Raw genomic sequence first — 15,080 nt, forward strand, 5'->3', positions numbered from 1 at the left:
CGAGGATGGAGCGGCCTTGGGGCGCCGTTGTGTCCGGATTCAGCCCTCGACCGCGACGTATTGCGTCTCGATCGATGACTCGTGGGCTTCGTGGTCGAAGCCGTAGATGTGGATCGAGATGGCGTCTTCGGTCCCGAGATTGCGCATGCGGTGGATATTGGGGCCGCTCGGCAGCATGCAGGCGACATAGCCGGCCTGGCGATCATGCTGCTCGGTCGCGATGGCGCGCTGCGCGTCGATGGCGCGATACCAGGTTTCGGTCACGGTGCCGCTGACGACGCCGAAGCAGCAGGAGCAGTGGTGGTCGTGGATGCAGGTGGTCGCTCCGGCCGCCCAGACGATAGCCCAGACGCTGACGGAGTCGTCGCCTGCGAGAAGGTTTCGGGTGTAGCCGCCGGGTTTGCGCTCGAGCGGCAGGGCGCGCACGAGGTCGGGCATCGCAACGAGTTCGCGCAGGACGGAGCGGGCTGCCGCGAGATAGTCACGCGAAAGCGTGCCCTCATCCGTCCGCAGGCTGGCGAGAACCGTGCCGCGCCGCTCCGCGTTCAAGAATTCCTGCATCCCTCGACTCCCGCCGGCGCGCTCCTTCAGCAAGGATAGCCAGTCGCCGGGAAAATGGTTTGCTATCTGACGAGGAAACGCTCGGTTCTTGGAATTGGCTAGCGCTTGTGACATCGTCTTGAGAATCTGTTTGCGCCGACCCTCTCAATCTCACGAATCCATTTCATGAATGCTCCATGGCCAAGCTCGACGCCTTCGATCTCCGCATCCTCGCCTGCCTGCAGGAGGATGCGAGCCTGCCGCTGGCCGAGTTGTCGGAGGCGGTCGGATTGTCGGCGACGCCGTGCTGGCGGCGGGTGCAGAAGCTGGAGGCCGCCGGCTATATCCGCAAGCGCGTCGCGCTGCTCGACCGCAGCATGCTGCAGGCGGGCGTCACGGTCTTCATCGCGGTGAAGACGGCGCGGCATTCGATGGAGTGGCTGGAGCGCTTCCACACCGCCGTGCGCGACCTGCCGGAGATCGTCGATTTCTACCGGATGAGCGGCGAAATCGACTATCTGCTCAAGGCCTGTGTGCCGGACATTGCGGCCTATGACGCGCTCTACAAGAAGCTGATCTCCCGCATCGACCTCAACGACGTGACCTCGATGTTCGCGATGGAGGAGTTGAAGTCGACGACGGCGATCCCGCTCGGCTTCGCGCAGCCGGCGAGCTGAGCCCCAAACGAAAGAAGGGAGCGGCGAACCGCTCCCTTCCTCCCCCAGCCCCCCTGGCCCCCCAGCCAAACGGGAGCGGACTTAGAACCGGTAGGTGACACCGGCGCCGATCAGCCACGGATCGATCTTGACCTTGCCGGCGATGAGGCCGTTGTTGACCTTGACCTTAGGCTCGAGGAAGATCTTCTTGACGTCGAAGTTGAAGCCCCAGTTCTTGTCGATCATGTAGTCGAAGCCGGCCTGCAGGGCGAAGCCGAAGCTGTCCTTCAGATCGAAACTGGTGAAGCCGCCTTTGGCCTTCTCGTTGAAGAAGACGGTGTAGTTCACGCCGACGCCGACATAAGGCTTGAAGGCGCCGAAATCGGTGAAGTGATACTGCAGCATTAGGGTCGGCGGCAGCAGCCAGGCCGAGCCGATCTGCGCTCCGGCGAGCGCCCCAGCGCCCTTCACCTTGTGCGGGGTGACGCCGAGGATCAGCTCGACGGCGATGTTCTTGGTGAAGAAGTAGCTGATATCGAGCTCGGGGACGACCGAGTTGGAGATATCGACGTCGCCGCCGACAATCGGCGCGCCACCGAGCCGGAGCTTGGCGCTCTCCTGCGGCACCACCGCCAGCGCACGGCCGCGGATCATCCACGGGCTCCACTGCGTCAGCACCGGCGCGATCGGCGCGGTCTTGGCGGAAGGCAGGTCGGCCGCACCGGCCGAGGTCAGGGCGGTGCCGGCGAGCAGCGCGGCGCAGGCGGCGAGACGAAGTATGCGTGACATGGCGAAGGCCCCCAGAAACGAGACCGTGGCACGTCTGCGTGCTCGCGGCTCCCGTCCTCCAGAAGCCTCGATCCTGTCAACTTCGATTTGATCGGGATCAAATCCGGCGACAGTCCGGCCTGCTGTGGCCTCGACGCAACAGCCGCTGAGGCTGCTCAGCCGCGCGCGACCTTCTGATAGTCCTTGATGTCCGAGAAGGTGACGTCGGGCACGCGCTCGGCGTCGTATTTCAGCGTGAACTGGCTGGACGCCATGAAGACCGGATCCCCGTCGAGATCGTCCGCCATGGAAGAGGGCTTGGAGGCGACGAATTTCTGCAGTGCCGCCTTGTCCTCGGAGGAGACCCAGCGCGCAATCGAGAACTGGCAGGGCTCGAAGTCGACCGGTAGCGAGTACTCCACATCCATGCGCTCCTTGAGCACGTCGAGCTGGAGCGCGCCGACGACGCCGACGATGGCGGGGGCGCCGTCATGGGGCAAAAAGATCTGGACGACACCTTCTTCTGCCATCTGCTGCAGGGCCTCGCGCAGCTTCTTGGCCTTCATCGCGTCCTTGAGCTTCACGCGGCGCAGGATTTCCGGGGCGAAGCTCGGCACACCCTTGAAGACGACGTCCTCGCCCTCGGTCAGCGTGTCGCCGATGCGCAGCGTGCCGTGGTTCGGCAGGCCGACGATGTCGCCGGCGAAGGCCTCCTCCGCGATCGAGCGGTCGCGCGCGAAGAAGAATTGCGGCGCATTGAGCGGCATCGGCTTGCCGGTCCGCACGAGCTTCGCCTTCATGCCGCGCGAGAGCTTGCCCGAGCAGACGCGCATGAAGGCGATGCGGTCGCGGTGGTTGGGATCCATGTTCGCCTGGATCTTGAAGACGAAGCCGGTCATCTTCGGCTCGTCCGCCTGGATGGCGCGCTTGTCGGCTACCTGGGCACGCGGGCTGGGCGCCAGCGCGCCGAGCGCGTCGATCAGGTCGCGCACGCCGTAGTCGCGCAGCGCCGCGCCGAAATAGAGCGGCGTCAGATGTCCCTCGCGGAAGGCCTCGAGGTCGAAGGGCTTCAGCCCTTCGCTGGCGAGGAAGACCTCCTCGCGCCAGGTCTCGGCGGCACCGTGCGGCAGGAGCTCGTCGAAAAGCTTGTCGTCCGGGCCGGAGACGGCGAGATCCTCGGCGCTCTCGTCGCCCTTCTGGTTGCGGCGGAAGCTGTTGGCCTTGAGATCATAGGTGCCGACGAACTCGCGGCCGCGGCCGACCGGCCAAGTCATGGGCGCGACATCAAGGGCCAGCGTGGTCTCGATCTCGTTGATCAGGTCGAACAGGTCGCGGGTCTCGCGGTCGACCTTGTTGATGAAGGTGACGATCGGGATGTCGCGCAGGCGGCAGACTTCGAACAGCTTCTTGGTGCGCGCCTCGATGCCCTTGGCGGCGTCGATCACCATCACCGCGCTGTCGACCGCCGTCAGGGTTCGATAGGTGTCTTCCGAGAAGTCCTCGTGGCCCGGCGTGTCCAGGAGGTTGAAGACGTGGCCGCCATATTCGAAGGTCATCACCGAGGTGACGACCGAGATGCCGCGCTGGCGCTCGATCTTCATCCAGTCCGAGGAGGTCTGGCGCCGGCCCTGCTTGGCACGCACCTCGCCCGCGAGCTGAATCGCGCCGCCAAAATAGAGCAGCTTCTCGGTCAGCGTGGTCTTGCCGGCGTCGGGGTGGGAGATGATCGCGAAGGTGCGGCGGCGCGCATGCGGGGCGGCGTCGCCTGCCGGCGCGGCGGAGGTCTGAATGTCGGTCATGGCGGTGTGAGAACAGGATGGGGCGGGCGAAGTCAATCGCCGCGGCGGGTCCGGTGTCGCCATCGCGCGAGAAGCCGTGAGGTTAGCCCCCGTTAACCCTTTGATCCCATCATCCCGCCGAACCGGGGGAGCGTGATTCCCTTACGGAAGGCGTCTCGATGCTCGGCCCGAGGAAAATATCGACCCAGATCTTCGGCGCCTTTGCGGCGTTCGCGGTGGCCGCCATGCTGGCCGTCGGCATCGGAGCCCATGCGCTGTCGCGCTATGCCGCCATGACGAGCGAGATGGAGACGGTGACGCAGCGCACCATCCTGGCCGAACGAATGGACAGCCTCGTCAACGCGGTGGTGATGGAATCGCGCGGCATCTACATGGCGGCGGACGCCCGTGACGCCGAGCGTTTCGCGCTGCCGCTGCTCGCCGATCTCGTCCAGATCAAGCGGCTCGCGGCCGAGTGGCGCAACCTCTACGCCGCCCACGAGCTTGCGGCCTTCGAGGTGGTCTCGCGCCAGCTCGATGACTTCGTCGCCTTCCGCACCGAACTCGCTCGGCTCGGGCGCGAGCAGGGGCCCGCCGCCGCCAATGCCTTCGGCAACAACGAGACCAACCGCAACAACCGCAAGGTTCTCAATGCGGCGCTGAGGAATGTCGCCCTGCTCAACGAAAGCCGCGCCGCCGTGACGGATGCCGAGCGCGAGGTGCTGCAGAACCACAGCCTCTGGCTCCAGATCGTCGGCGGGGCCCTGGTGGTCGTCGGCTTCCTTGGTGCGCTCGCCCTCGTCCATCTGCGCGTGTCGCGGCCGCTGCGACGCCTCGCTACGACGATGCAGCGCCTGGCCGATGCCGAGGACGTTACGGAGATCCCCTCGATCCGCCAGCGCGACGAGATCGGCGATATGGCGCGCTCTGTGGCCGTCTTTCTGAAGACCGCGACGGAGCGCGCAGGCCTCGAGGCCGAGGCGACGGCGTCCGATGCGGCGCGGCTGCGCCGGCAGGCCAAGCGCGAGGAGCTCACGGCGGATTTCAATGTCAGGATCGATCAGGTTCTCGACACCGTTCGGCTCAGCGCCGACGAGATGGAGGAGACGGCGCGCAGCCTGAACGCCGTAGCAACGAGTGCGACGGCCCAGGCCAACGAGGCGCGCGCGGCCGCACTCGACGCTTCCGACAATGTCCGCTCCATCGCCGCCGCCTCGGAGCAGCTGTCGGAGTCGATCTCGGATATCGCGGAGCGGATCGGGCACACCGACAATGTCGTCCGGAGCGCAGCCGGAGACGCCGCACGGGCGCGAACCAACGTCGGCAATCTGCTCGGTGCGTCGGAAAGCATCGCGCGGGTCATCGGCCTGATCCGCGAGATTGCGGCCCAGACCAATCTGCTCGCGCTCAACGCGACGATCGAGGCGGCTCGCGCGGGCGAGGCGGGGCGCGGCTTTGCGGTCGTCGCCGGGGAGGTCAAGCTGCTGGCGGACCGGACTGCCCAGGCGACCGACGAGATCGCCGAGCGCATCGCCGCTTTCGAGAGCGAGACCAAGGGTGCCGTGGCCGCGATCGAGACGATCGCACGGGTCATGGGCGAGGTGGCGCAGCAGACGGTTGCCATCGCCGGTGCGACCGCGCAGCAGATGGGCGCGACCTCGGAGATCGCCAGCAGCGCCCAGGCCACCGCCGACGGCACAGCGGGCGTCGCCCGCCAGATGCAGGAGGTGACGGCGACTTCCCAGGCCGCGATGCTCTCGGCCAATCGCGCGCTCAGCACTGCGGAAAATCTGGCGCGGGAAGCCCATGCGCTGCGCAGCGCCGTCGGCACGTTCTTCGCCGAGATGAAGGCCGCCTGACGACCCAAATCATCTCCGACATCGTTCGAAAGCGCAGGTTCACGGGTCCGTGATCGCTTCGGACGGCTTCGTGACGCACTCTGTGCTGTCATATCGGCCCGTCATGCGTTTCCCTCGCTGCGCCAAACGCAGAAGGGGACAGGATGACCGAGCCGCACCGCAGCGACCCACAGCCGACGCTGTCGGTTTTCGACGCCGTCACGATCATGGTCGGGATCGTCGTGGGCATCGGCATCTTCAAGACGCCATCGCTGATCGCGGCCAATGTCGGCAGCGAAGCGGCCTTCCTCGGCGTCTGGGTCGCGGGCGGCCTCGTCACCCTGATCGGCGCACTCTGCTATGCCGAACTCGCGGCGGCCCATCCCCATGCCGGCGGCGAGTATCATTTCCTCGGGCGGGCCTATGGCCGGCCCGTCGCGGTGCTGTTCGGCTGGGCCCGCGGCTCGGTGATCCAGACCGGTGCGATCGCGGCGGTCGCCTTCGTCCTCGGCGACTATGCCGCGCAGGTGGTGCCGCTCGGCCCCTATGGTCCGGCGCTCTATGCGGCACTGGCGATCGTGGTGCTGACCGGCCTTAACGTCGCCGGGACGATCCAGAGCAAGACGCTGCAGATCGCGGTGACCTTCATCGAGGTCGGGCTGATCGCGGCGATCATCGGCTGGGGCTTGTTCGGCAGCGTGGGCGCAGCCGCCCCCGCCGCCGCGGCCGCGGCGACGCCGAATGCCGGCGCTCTCGGCCTGGCGATGATCTTCGTCCTGCTGACCTACGGCGGCTGGAACGAGGCGGCCTATCTCTCGGGTGAATTGCGCGATCCAGGCCGCAACATGGTCCGCGTGCTGGTGATCGGAACCGCGGTCCTGGTGGGTCTCTATGTCGCCGCCAATGCGGCGCTGCTGGCGATCCTGGGTCTCGACGGGCTGCGTGGATCGCAGGCGGTCGCGACCGACATGATGCGACGTGTCGCCGGCGAGTCGGGTGCGCTGATCGTCAGCCTCGCGATCGTGGTCGCCGCGCTGTCGACCCTGAATGCGACGATCTTCACCGGGGCTCGGGTCTATTTCGCAATGGCACGCGACATCACGCTGCTGCCGCGCGTCGGAGACTGGAACGAGCGCGGCCGTGCGCCGGCCAATGGGCTGATTGCGCAGGGGGCTGTCGCGCTGCTGCTGGTCGCGCTAGGCGCGGCCAGCCGCGACGGGTTCCAGGCCATGGTCGACTACAGCGCGCCGGTGTTCTGGGCCTTCCTGCTGCTGGTCGCCCTGGCGCTGCCGATCCTGCGCTGGCGCGAGCCGGATCGTGTCCGTCCCTTCAAGGTGCCGCTCTACCCGCTGACGCCCGCGCTCTTCGCGCTGACCTGCGCCTACATGCTCCACGCCAGTCTCGCTTACACGGGCAAGGGCGCCCTGATCGGACTCGGCGTCGTGCTGGCCGGCCTGCCTCTGCTGCTGTTCCAGAGCCGGCGCAGCGAGGACGAGCGCAGCCCCGCTTCCCCGCCGGCCGACGTCGCCCTCGCCGCGTCGCCTGCGCCGATCCTCGTTCAACCAGGAGAGAGACGATGAAAACGTTCCGGACATTTGCGGCCGCCTGCGCGGTCTCGATGCTCGCGCTGGGCACCGTCCCGTCGCATGCGCAGCCGGCTCAGGCCGGCAAGGACACGACGACGACGGCGCCGGCCTATGTCCCCCAGTCGGGCCAGGCCGGCAAGGACGTGGTCTGGGTGCCGACGCAGGACGCGCTGGTTCAGCGCATGCTCGACATGGCGAAGGTGACCAAGGAGGACAAGCTCGTCGATCTCGGCTCCGGCGACGGACGCACCGTCATCGCCGCCGCGAAGCGGGGCCTCACGGCCCGGGGCATCGAGTACAATCCCGATCTCGTCACGCTGTCGCAGCGCAACGCCGAGGCCGAAGGCGTTTCCGACCGCGCTCGGTTCGAGCGGGGCGACATCTTCGAGGCGGACTTCTCGGAGGCGACGGTGGTGACGCTGTTCCTGCTGCCGGAGCTCAATCTGCGGCTCCGGCCGACGCTGCTGAACATGAAGCCGGGCACCCGCGTCGTCTCCAACACCTTCACCATGGATGAGTGGACGCCGGACGAGACGGCCGTCCTGGCCGAGAACTGCGTCAATTTCTGCCGGGCGCATTTCTGGGTCGTCCCCGCCAAGGTTGCCGGCACCTGGCGTCTGGGCGATGGCGAACTCAGCCTGAAGCAGAGCTTCCAGATGCTCGAGGGCACGCTGACGCGCGGCGGCAAGGCGCTGCCCATCACCGAGGCGCGGATGCGTGGCAGCGAGATCAGCTTCGTCGCCGACGGCCGGCGTTACACGGGCACCGTCACGGACGGACGCATGAGCGGGCGCAGCGAGGGTGCTGGCCAGGCACAGGACTGGCAGGCGACGCGCAGCGCGAGCTGAATTTTCGACCGGCTACCGCCTCAGTTCTTGAGGCGGTAGCCGGTGCGGAAGATCCAGGCCGTGGCGACGGTGCAGACGAGCAGGAAGGCCAGCGTCATGCCCAGGCTGATGCCGACGCCGACATCGGCGACGCCGAAGAAGCTCCAGCGGAACCCGCTGATCAGATAGACGACCGGGTTGAACAGCGCGACCGTGCGCCAGAAAGGCGGCAGCATCTCGATCGAGTAGAAGGAGCCGCCGAGGAAGGCGAGCGGGGTCACCACCAGCAGCGGAATGACCTGCAGCCGCTCGAAACCGTCCGCCCAGATGCCGATGATGAAGCCGAACAGGCTGAACGTCACCGCCGTCAGCACGAGGAAGAGCAGCATCCAGAGCGGATGTTCGATCCGCAGCGGCACGAAGAATGTTGCTGTGAGCAGGATAATCAGGCCGAGGACGACGGATTTGGTCGCCGCCGCGCCGACATAGCCGATCACCACCTCCCACCACGCCACGGGCGCCGAGAGCAGCTCGTAGATCGTGCCGGTGAATTTCGGGAAGTAGATCGCGAAGGAGGCGTTGGCGATGCTCTGGGTGAGTAGCGTCAGCATGATCAGCCCCGGCACGATGAAGGCGCCATAGGCGACCCCGTCGATGGCCTGCATGCGGGAACCGATCGCGGCGCCGAAGACGACGAAATACAGCGAGGTCGACAGCACAGGTGAAACGACGCTCTGCAGCGGCGTGCGCAGGGTGCGCGCCATCTCGAAACGATAGATCGCGGCAATGGCGCGCCAGTTGAAGCGCGGAGCCACCGCATTGTCGAACGATGTCATGAGCGGCTCCTGACGAGACTGACGAAGATGTCCTCGAGCGAGCTCTGGCTCGTCCGCAAATCCTTGAAGCGGATGCCGGCCTCGCCCAGCGCCTGCAGCAGCGCGGTGATGCCGGTGCGCTCGGCCTTCGTGTCATAGGTGAAGACGAGTTCCTCGCCGCCGGCGGCGAGCGCGAGATCATAGGCCGCGAGGCTGTCTGGCAGGGCGGCGAGCGGCGCCTGGAGGCTGAGGGTGAGCTGCTTGCGGCCGAGCTTGCGCATCAGCTCCGTCTTGTCCTCGACGAGGATGATCTCGCCCTTGCTGATCACGCCGATCCGGTCGGCCATTTCTTCGGCCTCCTCGATGTAATGCGTGGTCAGGATGATGGTGACGCCGTTATCGCGCAGGCGGCGCACGAGCTGCCACATGTCCTGGCGCAATTCGACATCGACGCCCGCCGTCGGCTCGTCCAGGAAGAGGATGCGCGGCTCATGGGCCAGCGCCTTGGCGATCATGACGCGTCGCTTCATGCCGCCCGAGAGACGGCGGATCTGGGTGTCGCGCTTGTCCCAGAGCGAGAGGTCCCGAAGAATCTGCTCGATCAGGGCGGGGTCCCTCGGCCTGCCGAAGAGGCCGCGGCTGAAGGAGACCGTGGCGCGCACCGTCTCGAAGGCGTCGGTGGTCAGCTCCTGCGGGACGAGACCGATCTTGGCGCGGGCGGCGCGATAATCGCCAAGAATGTCATGGCCATCGGCACGGACGGTCCCTGTGCTCGGATTGACCAGTCCACAGATGATGCTGATCAGCGTCGTCTTGCCGGCGCCATTGGGACCGAGCAGGGCGAAGATCTCGCCGCGGCGGATGTCGAGATCGACGGTCTTCAGCGCTTGGAAGCCGGAGGCATAGGTCTTGGACAGGCCGGAAACCGAAATGATGGATGTCATGGGCGGCATATAGGTCGGGTCCTGCGACGGGGCGATGGCGCACGGACGCAGACCGGCAATGCGTCCTCGCCGCTCCTAGCACCCTCCTGCTGCCGCCTCCTGTCGGGAACGGCGATCGCCAACGCAAAATGGCCGGGCGAACCCGGCCATCTCGTCAGCGTGACGGGAGACCGTCAGCGCATGAAGAACCAGAGCAGGATGATGATCGGAATCGGAACGCCGAGCAGCCAGAGAGCAATCGAACGCATGGAAATCAGCCCCGGAAATTGGTGATGACGATGCGGATGCAACGCCGGCCGCGCGCCGAAGGTTCCTTGCCGGGGCTTGGGCGCCGCCGCCTATTTGAACGCGATGCTGTCGATCATGGCCTGCATCGCCTTGTCGTGCTTCACATGGCCTTCTTCCGAGGCCCAGTAAGTCATCATGATGATCTTGCCGCTGGCGACCTTGGGATTGATGGCGAGATAGCGGACGATCGAGGGGCCGTCGCTGCTCGTCGCCTTGAGTTCGGTGAAGGACCAGGGGCGCCCGTTGATCTCGCGTGTCAGGGTCTCGGTCGAGCCGGTGAACTTGACGCCTTCGCGGGCGAAATAGGCGTCGTGCTCCTTCTGGAGGGCGTCGAGCTGGTCGGCCGGGACCAGTTCGAACCAGACATAGATCTCCTCGTCGGGCGTCTTGATCTGGACACCGCGATCGACCTTGGACTGAGCCCAGCTGTCGGGGATCGTCACCACGGCCACGGGCTCCGCCGCGGTAATGGAAACCGCGCCGGCCATGGCCGCGCCGATCGCGGCCGGGCCGGCGAGAGCCGTGGCCAGTGCAAGCGCCCAAACGAGTTTCTTCATCGCGTTTCCCCCTGTCGTCCTGCGGTCATTCCGCTATGCGGGCGCTGATGGGGCAGGCGGTGCCGTAAATCAATGTCTTAGCCGGTGCTTCCCAAAAATGGTCAGGGCGCGGACCGGGCGCTCGGATGCCAGAGCGGGCTATAGCCCCACGACAGGGCGGCGAGCGAGGCCGGCGGCGTCAGCACCGACACCGGTCCCGCCGGCCGGAGCTGCTGGCCGACATAGCCGTCCGGCGACCAGAGCAGTGCCGCATCGGCGCGCAGCGCCAGGAAGCGACCCTCCTCGGCGATCATCGCGCCGTCCGGCAGGGTCTCGGCCGGCAGCCGATGCAGGCGTTTCGCCCGGCCGTCGCGGCGCTCGTCGTCCAGCAGCCGGTCGATCTCGGGAAAGAGCGGTGTCTCGTGCAGGCCCAGCCCCTGGACCAGCGCGGCTCGGTAGGCCAGCGCATCCTTACGGCGACATTCCATGCAGGGCCGATGCCCGGCCGCAAGCGCGGTGACCTCGTCGCAGAAGAACAGCTCGGTGTAGCCCCGACCCCAGACCTGGCGGAGGCGGTTCCTGAAGAACAGGACACAGCAGATCCATTGCCGGCTCGCCTGGATGCGGCGCGGCAAGGCGCGGGTCTGCGGATCATGGAAGCGCCCGCCGCGATTGCCCATGAGCAGGCCCCGGGCCGGCACGGCGAGCAGGCCGCCATCGGGCGCGACGCGATTGGGCAGGGGCATGACGGTCTCCTTGTCCGGTGCCCTATTCTAGGAGATCGGCTGGCCCGATCGCGACAGCAGGCTGCGCGCCTCAGGCTGCGGCGGTGCGTGGGGTTGGCAACCCGCCCCGCGATGACGCAAGCTTCCTGTGGGAGAGGGCGCAGACCCGCTCCGGAGGGGTGGAGCATGGCGGCCAGCAGTTTCGACGATCCGGCGTCGCTCGTTCCGCATCCGGAGCGCGGTGCCATCCTCGCGGAGGTCCATGCCCGGCCCTTCGCGCCGCTGGAGACGCCGCGGCGGCTTTTGCACTTCGCCTTCATGACCGATTCCCGCCAGGCGGCGGCCGACCGCGTGGCACTCTCCCGTTTCTGCGCCGAGCGCGGTGTGCCGGGGCCGCTCGACGACGCCAAGCATCACCGCGTCCGCTTCGGCGAAACCAGCCTGCGCTGGGAGCAGCACAGCGAGTTCACGACCTATAGCTGGGAGTTGCCGGGCACGGAGGCGACGCCTTTCCTGCCACCGACCGGCGCTCTGCCGCATGGCATGCGCGGCCTGCCGCAGCCGGGGCCGCATCTGGTCGCGGCGGATCTGCATCTGATGCCGGTCGCCGCCGAGCCCGATCTCGGGGCGCTGTTCGACCCCGCCAGCCTCGCGGCCTCGCTGGTCGACAATGGCGGGGCGATCGCGGCGACGGATTTCCGGGCGGGCGCGGACGGCTTCGTGCGCATCCTGGTGCTCGACCGCGAACTGACCCCGGCGCGGGCCGGGGCGCTGGCGCAGCGCCTGCTCGAGATCGAGACCTACCGGACGCTCGCTTTGCTCGGCATGCCGGAATCGCAGCGCATCGGCCCCTCCGTGCGCCGCGCCGAGGAGACGCTGGTGCGCATCGCGGGCACGATGACGCAGACGGACGGGCTCGCCGCCGACCATGCGCTGCTCGACGAGATGACGGCGCTCGCTTCGCGGCTGGAGGCGGAAGCCGCCTCCTCAAACTACCGCTTCGGGGCGAGCCGCGCCTATGACAACATCGTCCAGCAGCGGCTCGTCGCCATCGGCGAGCAGGGGCATGACGGCTGGCCGACGATCTCCGCCTTCCTGGCAAGGCGCATGGCGCCGGCGATGCGCACCTGCCAGATGCTTCAGGAGCGCCAGGCCGATCTCGCGACCAAGCTGGCACGCGCCGCCAATTTGCTGCGCACGCGCGTCGACGTCGCGCTCGAGCAGCAGAACCGCGACCTGCTGGCGGCGATGAACGAGCGCACGCGCCTGCAGTTGCGACTGCAGCAGACGGTCGAGGGGCTCTCGGTCGCGGCGATCGCCTATTACATCGTCAGCCTGTTCGGCTATCTCGCCAAGGGCGCGAAGGATTCGGGCTGGCTCAAGATCGAGCCCGGCCTCGCGACGGCGCTGTTCGTGCCGGTCGCGCTGCTCGGAGTCTGGGCGGCGGTGCGGCGCATCCGCCGCGGCCATGGCGAGGGCTGAGCGCCCCCGCCGCGGGGCTCAGGCTTCCTTGAAGCCATAATCGGGGATGCCCTGCTCGTTGCCGTAATATTTGTAGGGCAGGAACTTGCCGGACATGCCGATCTTGACGCGGTCGCCCTTCGGGTTTGGCTCGCGCTCGAACTCGATGTTGAAGTCGATCGCCGACATGATGCCGTCGCCGAACTCCTCCTCGATCAGCGCCTTCCAGGCCGGGCCGTTGACCATCACCATCTCGTAGAAGCGGTAGATCAGCGGATCGGTCGGCGGCATCGGCGTGCCGGTGCCGCGATAGGGCACCTCGTTGAGCATACGCTTCTCGTTCTCGGTCAGGCCGAAGAGGGCGGCGGCCTTTTCGGCGAGCGGCTTGACCAGCTTCATCTGGCCGAGCAGGGCGCCGACGATCAGCACCTCGGACATGCCACCGATTTCCTCGGTGATGTATTTCCAGCTCCAGCCCTTCTCGCGCTTGATGTCGAGGATCTTCTCGGTGAGCTCTTCGCGCTTCATGGGGTCGGTCTCCTTGGCGTGTCGGTTTCTTGAGGAGGTGGAGGAGGTGGTCGTCAGGCCGCCTTGCGGCCGGCGTCGGGGCCGGGCCCGTCGGCGCTGGGTCGCACGACCGGCGGGTGGCGGCGGTCGTAGCCCTCGGGGATGGCGTCCCTGAAGCTCTTCGAGCGCACCACGAGGAAGTCGATCAGGTGGTTGCGGATGGCGTAGTAGTCGCGGTGGTGGTGGACCTCGGTGCGGATGCGGTCGCGCGGCAGCGGGTTCTCGACGATCTCGGCGATCATCGCCTGCGGGCCGTTGGTCATCAGCACGATCCGGTCGGCGAGATAGATCGCCTCGTCGACGTCATGGGTGATCATGAAGGCGGTCTGGCCGGTCTCCAGGCAGATGCGGCGGACCTCGTCCTGCAGCGTGCCGCGGGTGAGCGCGTCGAGCGCCGAGAAGGGCTCGTCCATCAGCATCATCTTGGGCTCGATCGAGAGCGCGCGGGCGATGCCGACGCGCTGCTTCATGCCGCCGGAAAGCTCCGACGGCTTCTTCAGCTCCGAGCCCTTGAGGCCGACCTTCTCGATGAAGGCCATGGCATGGGCCGTGACCTTCGCCTTCGGCCAGTCGCGGTGTTTTGCAGCGACAGCATAGGCGACATTGCCCAGCACGCTGCGCCAGGGCAGCAGCGAATGGCCCTGGAAAATCACGGCGCGGTCGAGCGAAGGGCCCTCGATCGCCTTGCCGTCGACGATGGCCGCCCCGTCATCGGGCGCGTCGAGCCCATTGAGGATGTTGAGCACGGTCGTCTTGCCGCAGCCGGAATGGCCGATGACGCAAACGAACTCGCCCTTCCTCATCGAGAACCAGAGATCCTCGAAGACGGTGGTGGTGCCGCCGCCGGCCTTCGGATAGCGGCGGGCGATGCCCTCGATCGAGATGTAACGGTCGCTCATCGCCTCAATCCGGATAGGTCACGGCGCGCTGCAGGCGGGCGAGCGTCTGGTCCAGGATCATGCCCATCACGCCGATGACGGTGATGGCGACGATGACATTGGTGATCGAGAGGTTGTTCCACTCGTTCCAGACGAAGTAGCCGATGCCGGTGCCGCCCACGAGCATCTCGGCGGCGACGATGACGAGCCAGGCGATGCCGATCGAGATGCGCATGCCGGTCAGGATCGTCGGTGCGGCTGCCGGTAGGATGATGGTGAAGGCGCGCCGGACGGGCCCGACCTCGAGCGTGCGGGCGACGTTGAGCCATTCCTTGCGCACGGCCGAGACGCCGAAGGCCGTGTTCAGCAGCATCGGCCAGACCGAGCAGATGAAGATCACGAAGATCGCGGAGACGCTGGAGTCCTTGATCGTGTAGAGCGCGAGCGGCATCCAGGCGAGCGGGGAGATGGGTTTCAGAACCTGGATGAACGGGTCGAGCGCCTTCGAGATCAGCGGCGACATGCCGATCAGGAAGCCGAGCGGGACCGCGAGCAGTACCGCCAGCGCATAGCCGAGCAGGACGCGGCCGAGCGAATAGGCGAGCTGGATGCCGAGCCCCTTGTCGTTGGGGCCCTTGTCGTAGAAGGGGTCGCGCAGATGCCCCCAGATCGTCGCGGCGACGTCGAGCGGGCCGGGCATGGCCGATTTGCCCTGCGTCACCTCAAGGCCCATCAGCTTGGCGTATTCGGGGTCGATGTTGGCGGCCGGCCCGGCGCCGCCGGACTGGGTGCCGACATGCCAGCCCACGAGGAAGACGACGAGGATCGCCAGAGAGAGCACCAGCGCGCGCAGGTTGAGGGGGAGGGTCATGT

General features: G+C 67.1%; 15 protein-coding genes. 5 read left to right on the forward strand and 10 right to left on the reverse strand.

From position 1 onward, the window contains the following. Window positions 1–39 precede the first annotated feature (39 nt). Entirely contained in the window at window positions 40–561 is a 522-nt protein-coding gene (locus tag ACFPN9_RS14650) for a cysteine dioxygenase (RefSeq protein ID WP_066717194.1), read from the reverse strand. Between the two features lie 176 nt (window positions 562–737). On the opposite strand from ACFPN9_RS14650, the gene ACFPN9_RS14655 reads away from it, so the two are divergent. Beyond that, window positions 738–1,217, forward strand: coding sequence for an Lrp/AsnC family transcriptional regulator (locus tag ACFPN9_RS14655; RefSeq protein WP_066717197.1), 480 nt, complete (start codon window positions 738–740; stop codon window positions 1,215–1,217). An 81-nt stretch (window positions 1,218–1,298) separates the two neighbouring features. On the opposite strand, the gene ACFPN9_RS14660 is transcribed toward ACFPN9_RS14655, so the two are convergent. Together ACFPN9_RS14660 and ACFPN9_RS14665 are read right to left on the reverse strand one after the other, a co-directional pair. After that, entirely contained in the window at window positions 1,299–1,985 is a 687-nt protein-coding gene (locus ACFPN9_RS14660) for an OmpW/AlkL family protein (protein WP_066717200.1), read from the reverse strand. Window positions 1,986–2,140: 155 nt separating this feature from the next. Continuing rightward, window positions 2,141–3,763, reverse strand: coding sequence for a peptide chain release factor 3 (locus ACFPN9_RS14665; RefSeq protein WP_066717203.1), 1,623 nt, complete (start codon window positions 3,761–3,763; stop codon window positions 2,141–2,143). A gap of 158 nt (window positions 3,764–3,921) precedes the next feature. Here ACFPN9_RS14665 and ACFPN9_RS14670 point away from each other — a divergent pair, with 158 nt between their 5' ends. The 3 genes from ACFPN9_RS14670 (at window position 3,922) to ACFPN9_RS14680 (ending at window position 8,014) form a co-directional block, all read left to right on the forward strand. Continuing rightward, on the forward strand, window positions 3,922–5,601 hold the full coding sequence (locus ACFPN9_RS14670; protein ID WP_066717206.1) for a methyl-accepting chemotaxis protein: 1,680 nt from the start codon (window positions 3,922–3,924) through the stop codon (window positions 5,599–5,601). 143 nt (window positions 5,602–5,744) lie between these two features. Then, window positions 5,745–7,160, forward strand: a complete 1,416-nt coding sequence (locus tag ACFPN9_RS14675; RefSeq protein WP_066717209.1) for an APC family permease — start codon at window positions 5,745–5,747, stop codon at window positions 7,158–7,160. Then, entirely contained in the window at window positions 7,157–8,014 is an 858-nt protein-coding gene (locus ACFPN9_RS14680; RefSeq protein ID WP_066717212.1) for an SAM-dependent methyltransferase, read from the forward strand. Before ACFPN9_RS14675 ends, ACFPN9_RS14680 begins: the two co-directional genes overlap by 4 nt. 20 nt (window positions 8,015–8,034) lie before the next feature. Here ACFPN9_RS14680 and ACFPN9_RS14685 read toward each other — a convergent pair whose 3' ends face one another. The 4 genes from ACFPN9_RS14685 to ACFPN9_RS14700 form a co-directional block, all read right to left on the reverse strand. Then, window positions 8,035–8,829 carry an ABC transporter permease gene (locus ACFPN9_RS14685; protein ID WP_066717215.1) on the reverse strand — a complete coding sequence of 265 codons (795 nt, stop codon included), beginning with the start codon at window positions 8,827–8,829 and terminating at the stop codon, window positions 8,035–8,037. Continuing rightward, window positions 8,826–9,752 (reverse strand): ABC transporter ATP-binding protein, encoded by a 927-nt coding sequence (locus ACFPN9_RS14690; RefSeq protein ID WP_066717250.1) that lies wholly within the window; start codon window positions 9,750–9,752, stop codon window positions 8,826–8,828. Before ACFPN9_RS14690 ends, ACFPN9_RS14685 begins: the two co-directional genes overlap by 4 nt. A 338-nt stretch (window positions 9,753–10,090) precedes the next feature. Continuing rightward, window positions 10,091–10,597 (reverse strand): hypothetical protein, encoded by a 507-nt coding sequence (locus ACFPN9_RS14695; protein ID WP_066717218.1) that lies wholly within the window; start codon window positions 10,595–10,597, stop codon window positions 10,091–10,093. A gap of 101 nt (window positions 10,598–10,698) precedes the next feature. Next, the gene (locus tag ACFPN9_RS14700; protein ID WP_066717222.1) at window positions 10,699–11,322 is read right to left on the reverse strand and encodes a hypothetical protein; all 624 of its coding nucleotides are present in this window, start codon (window positions 11,320–11,322) and stop codon (window positions 10,699–10,701) included. Window positions 11,323–11,487: 165 nt separating this feature from the next. On the opposite strand from ACFPN9_RS14700, the gene ACFPN9_RS14705 reads away from it, so the two are divergent. Then, window positions 11,488–12,783 (forward strand): DUF3422 family protein, encoded by a 1,296-nt coding sequence (locus ACFPN9_RS14705; RefSeq protein ID WP_066717225.1) that lies wholly within the window; start codon window positions 11,488–11,490, stop codon window positions 12,781–12,783. 18 nt (window positions 12,784–12,801) lie between these two features. Here ACFPN9_RS14705 and cynS read toward each other — a convergent pair whose 3' ends face one another. Genes cynS through ntrB form a run of 3 tightly spaced genes read right to left on the reverse strand, consistent with a single transcriptional unit; the run spans window position 12,802 to window position 15,078 of the window. Next, window positions 12,802–13,290, reverse strand: a complete 489-nt coding sequence (gene cynS / locus ACFPN9_RS14710) for a cyanase (protein WP_066717228.1) — start codon at window positions 13,288–13,290, stop codon at window positions 12,802–12,804. Window positions 13,291–13,343: 53 nt separating this feature from the next. Further along, a complete protein-coding gene (locus ACFPN9_RS14715; protein WP_066717231.1) occupies window positions 13,344–14,228 on the reverse strand; it encodes an ABC transporter ATP-binding protein in 885 nt (294 codons plus the stop codon). Between the two features lie 4 nt (window positions 14,229–14,232). After that, window positions 14,233–15,078: a nitrate ABC transporter permease gene (gene ntrB, locus ACFPN9_RS14720; RefSeq protein WP_066717235.1), complete on the reverse strand. Its 846-nt coding sequence runs from the start codon at window positions 15,076–15,078 to the stop codon at window positions 14,233–14,235. Window positions 15,079–15,080: the final 2 nt, after the last annotated feature.

The organism is Allobosea massiliensis, from assembly GCF_042655245.1.
Taxonomy (GTDB): domain Bacteria; phylum Pseudomonadota; class Alphaproteobacteria; order Rhizobiales; family Beijerinckiaceae; genus Allobosea; species Allobosea massiliensis.

Coding starts and splice junctions, on each gene's coding strand:
- ACFPN9_RS14685 (WP_066717215.1), bottom strand. CDS start 8,829: ATGACATCGTTCGACAATGCGGTGGCTCCGCGCTTCAACTGGCGCGCC.
- ACFPN9_RS14650 (WP_066717194.1), bottom strand. CDS start 561: ATGCAGGAATTCTTGAACGCGGAGCGGCGCGGCACGGTTCTCGCCAGC.
- ACFPN9_RS14670 (WP_066717206.1), top strand. CDS start 3,922: ATGCTCGGCCCGAGGAAAATATCGACCCAGATCTTCGGCGCCTTTGCG.
- ACFPN9_RS14665 (WP_066717203.1), bottom strand. CDS start 3,763: ATGACCGACATTCAGACCTCCGCCGCGCCGGCAGGCGACGCCGCCCCG.
- ACFPN9_RS14705 (WP_066717225.1), top strand. CDS start 11,488: ATGGCGGCCAGCAGTTTCGACGATCCGGCGTCGCTCGTTCCGCATCCG.
- ACFPN9_RS14700 (WP_066717222.1), bottom strand. CDS start 11,322: ATGCCCCTGCCCAATCGCGTCGCGCCCGATGGCGGCCTGCTCGCCGTG.
- cynS (WP_066717228.1), bottom strand. CDS start 13,290: ATGAAGCGCGAAGAGCTCACCGAGAAGATCCTCGACATCAAGCGCGAG.
- ACFPN9_RS14715 (WP_066717231.1), bottom strand. CDS start 14,228: ATGAGCGACCGTTACATCTCGATCGAGGGCATCGCCCGCCGCTATCCG.
- ACFPN9_RS14690 (WP_066717250.1), bottom strand. CDS start 9,752: ATGACATCCATCATTTCGGTTTCCGGCCTGTCCAAGACCTATGCCTCC.
- ACFPN9_RS14655 (WP_066717197.1), top strand. CDS start 738: ATGGCCAAGCTCGACGCCTTCGATCTCCGCATCCTCGCCTGCCTGCAG.
- ACFPN9_RS14660 (WP_066717200.1), bottom strand. CDS start 1,985: ATGTCACGCATACTTCGTCTCGCCGCCTGCGCCGCGCTGCTCGCCGGC.
- ntrB (WP_066717235.1), bottom strand. CDS start 15,078: ATGACCCTCCCCCTCAACCTGCGCGCGCTGGTGCTCTCTCTGGCGATC.
- ACFPN9_RS14680 (WP_066717212.1), top strand. CDS start 7,157: ATGAAAACGTTCCGGACATTTGCGGCCGCCTGCGCGGTCTCGATGCTC.
- ACFPN9_RS14675 (WP_066717209.1), top strand. CDS start 5,745: ATGACCGAGCCGCACCGCAGCGACCCACAGCCGACGCTGTCGGTTTTC.
- ACFPN9_RS14695 (WP_066717218.1), bottom strand. CDS start 10,597: ATGAAGAAACTCGTTTGGGCGCTTGCACTGGCCACGGCTCTCGCCGGC.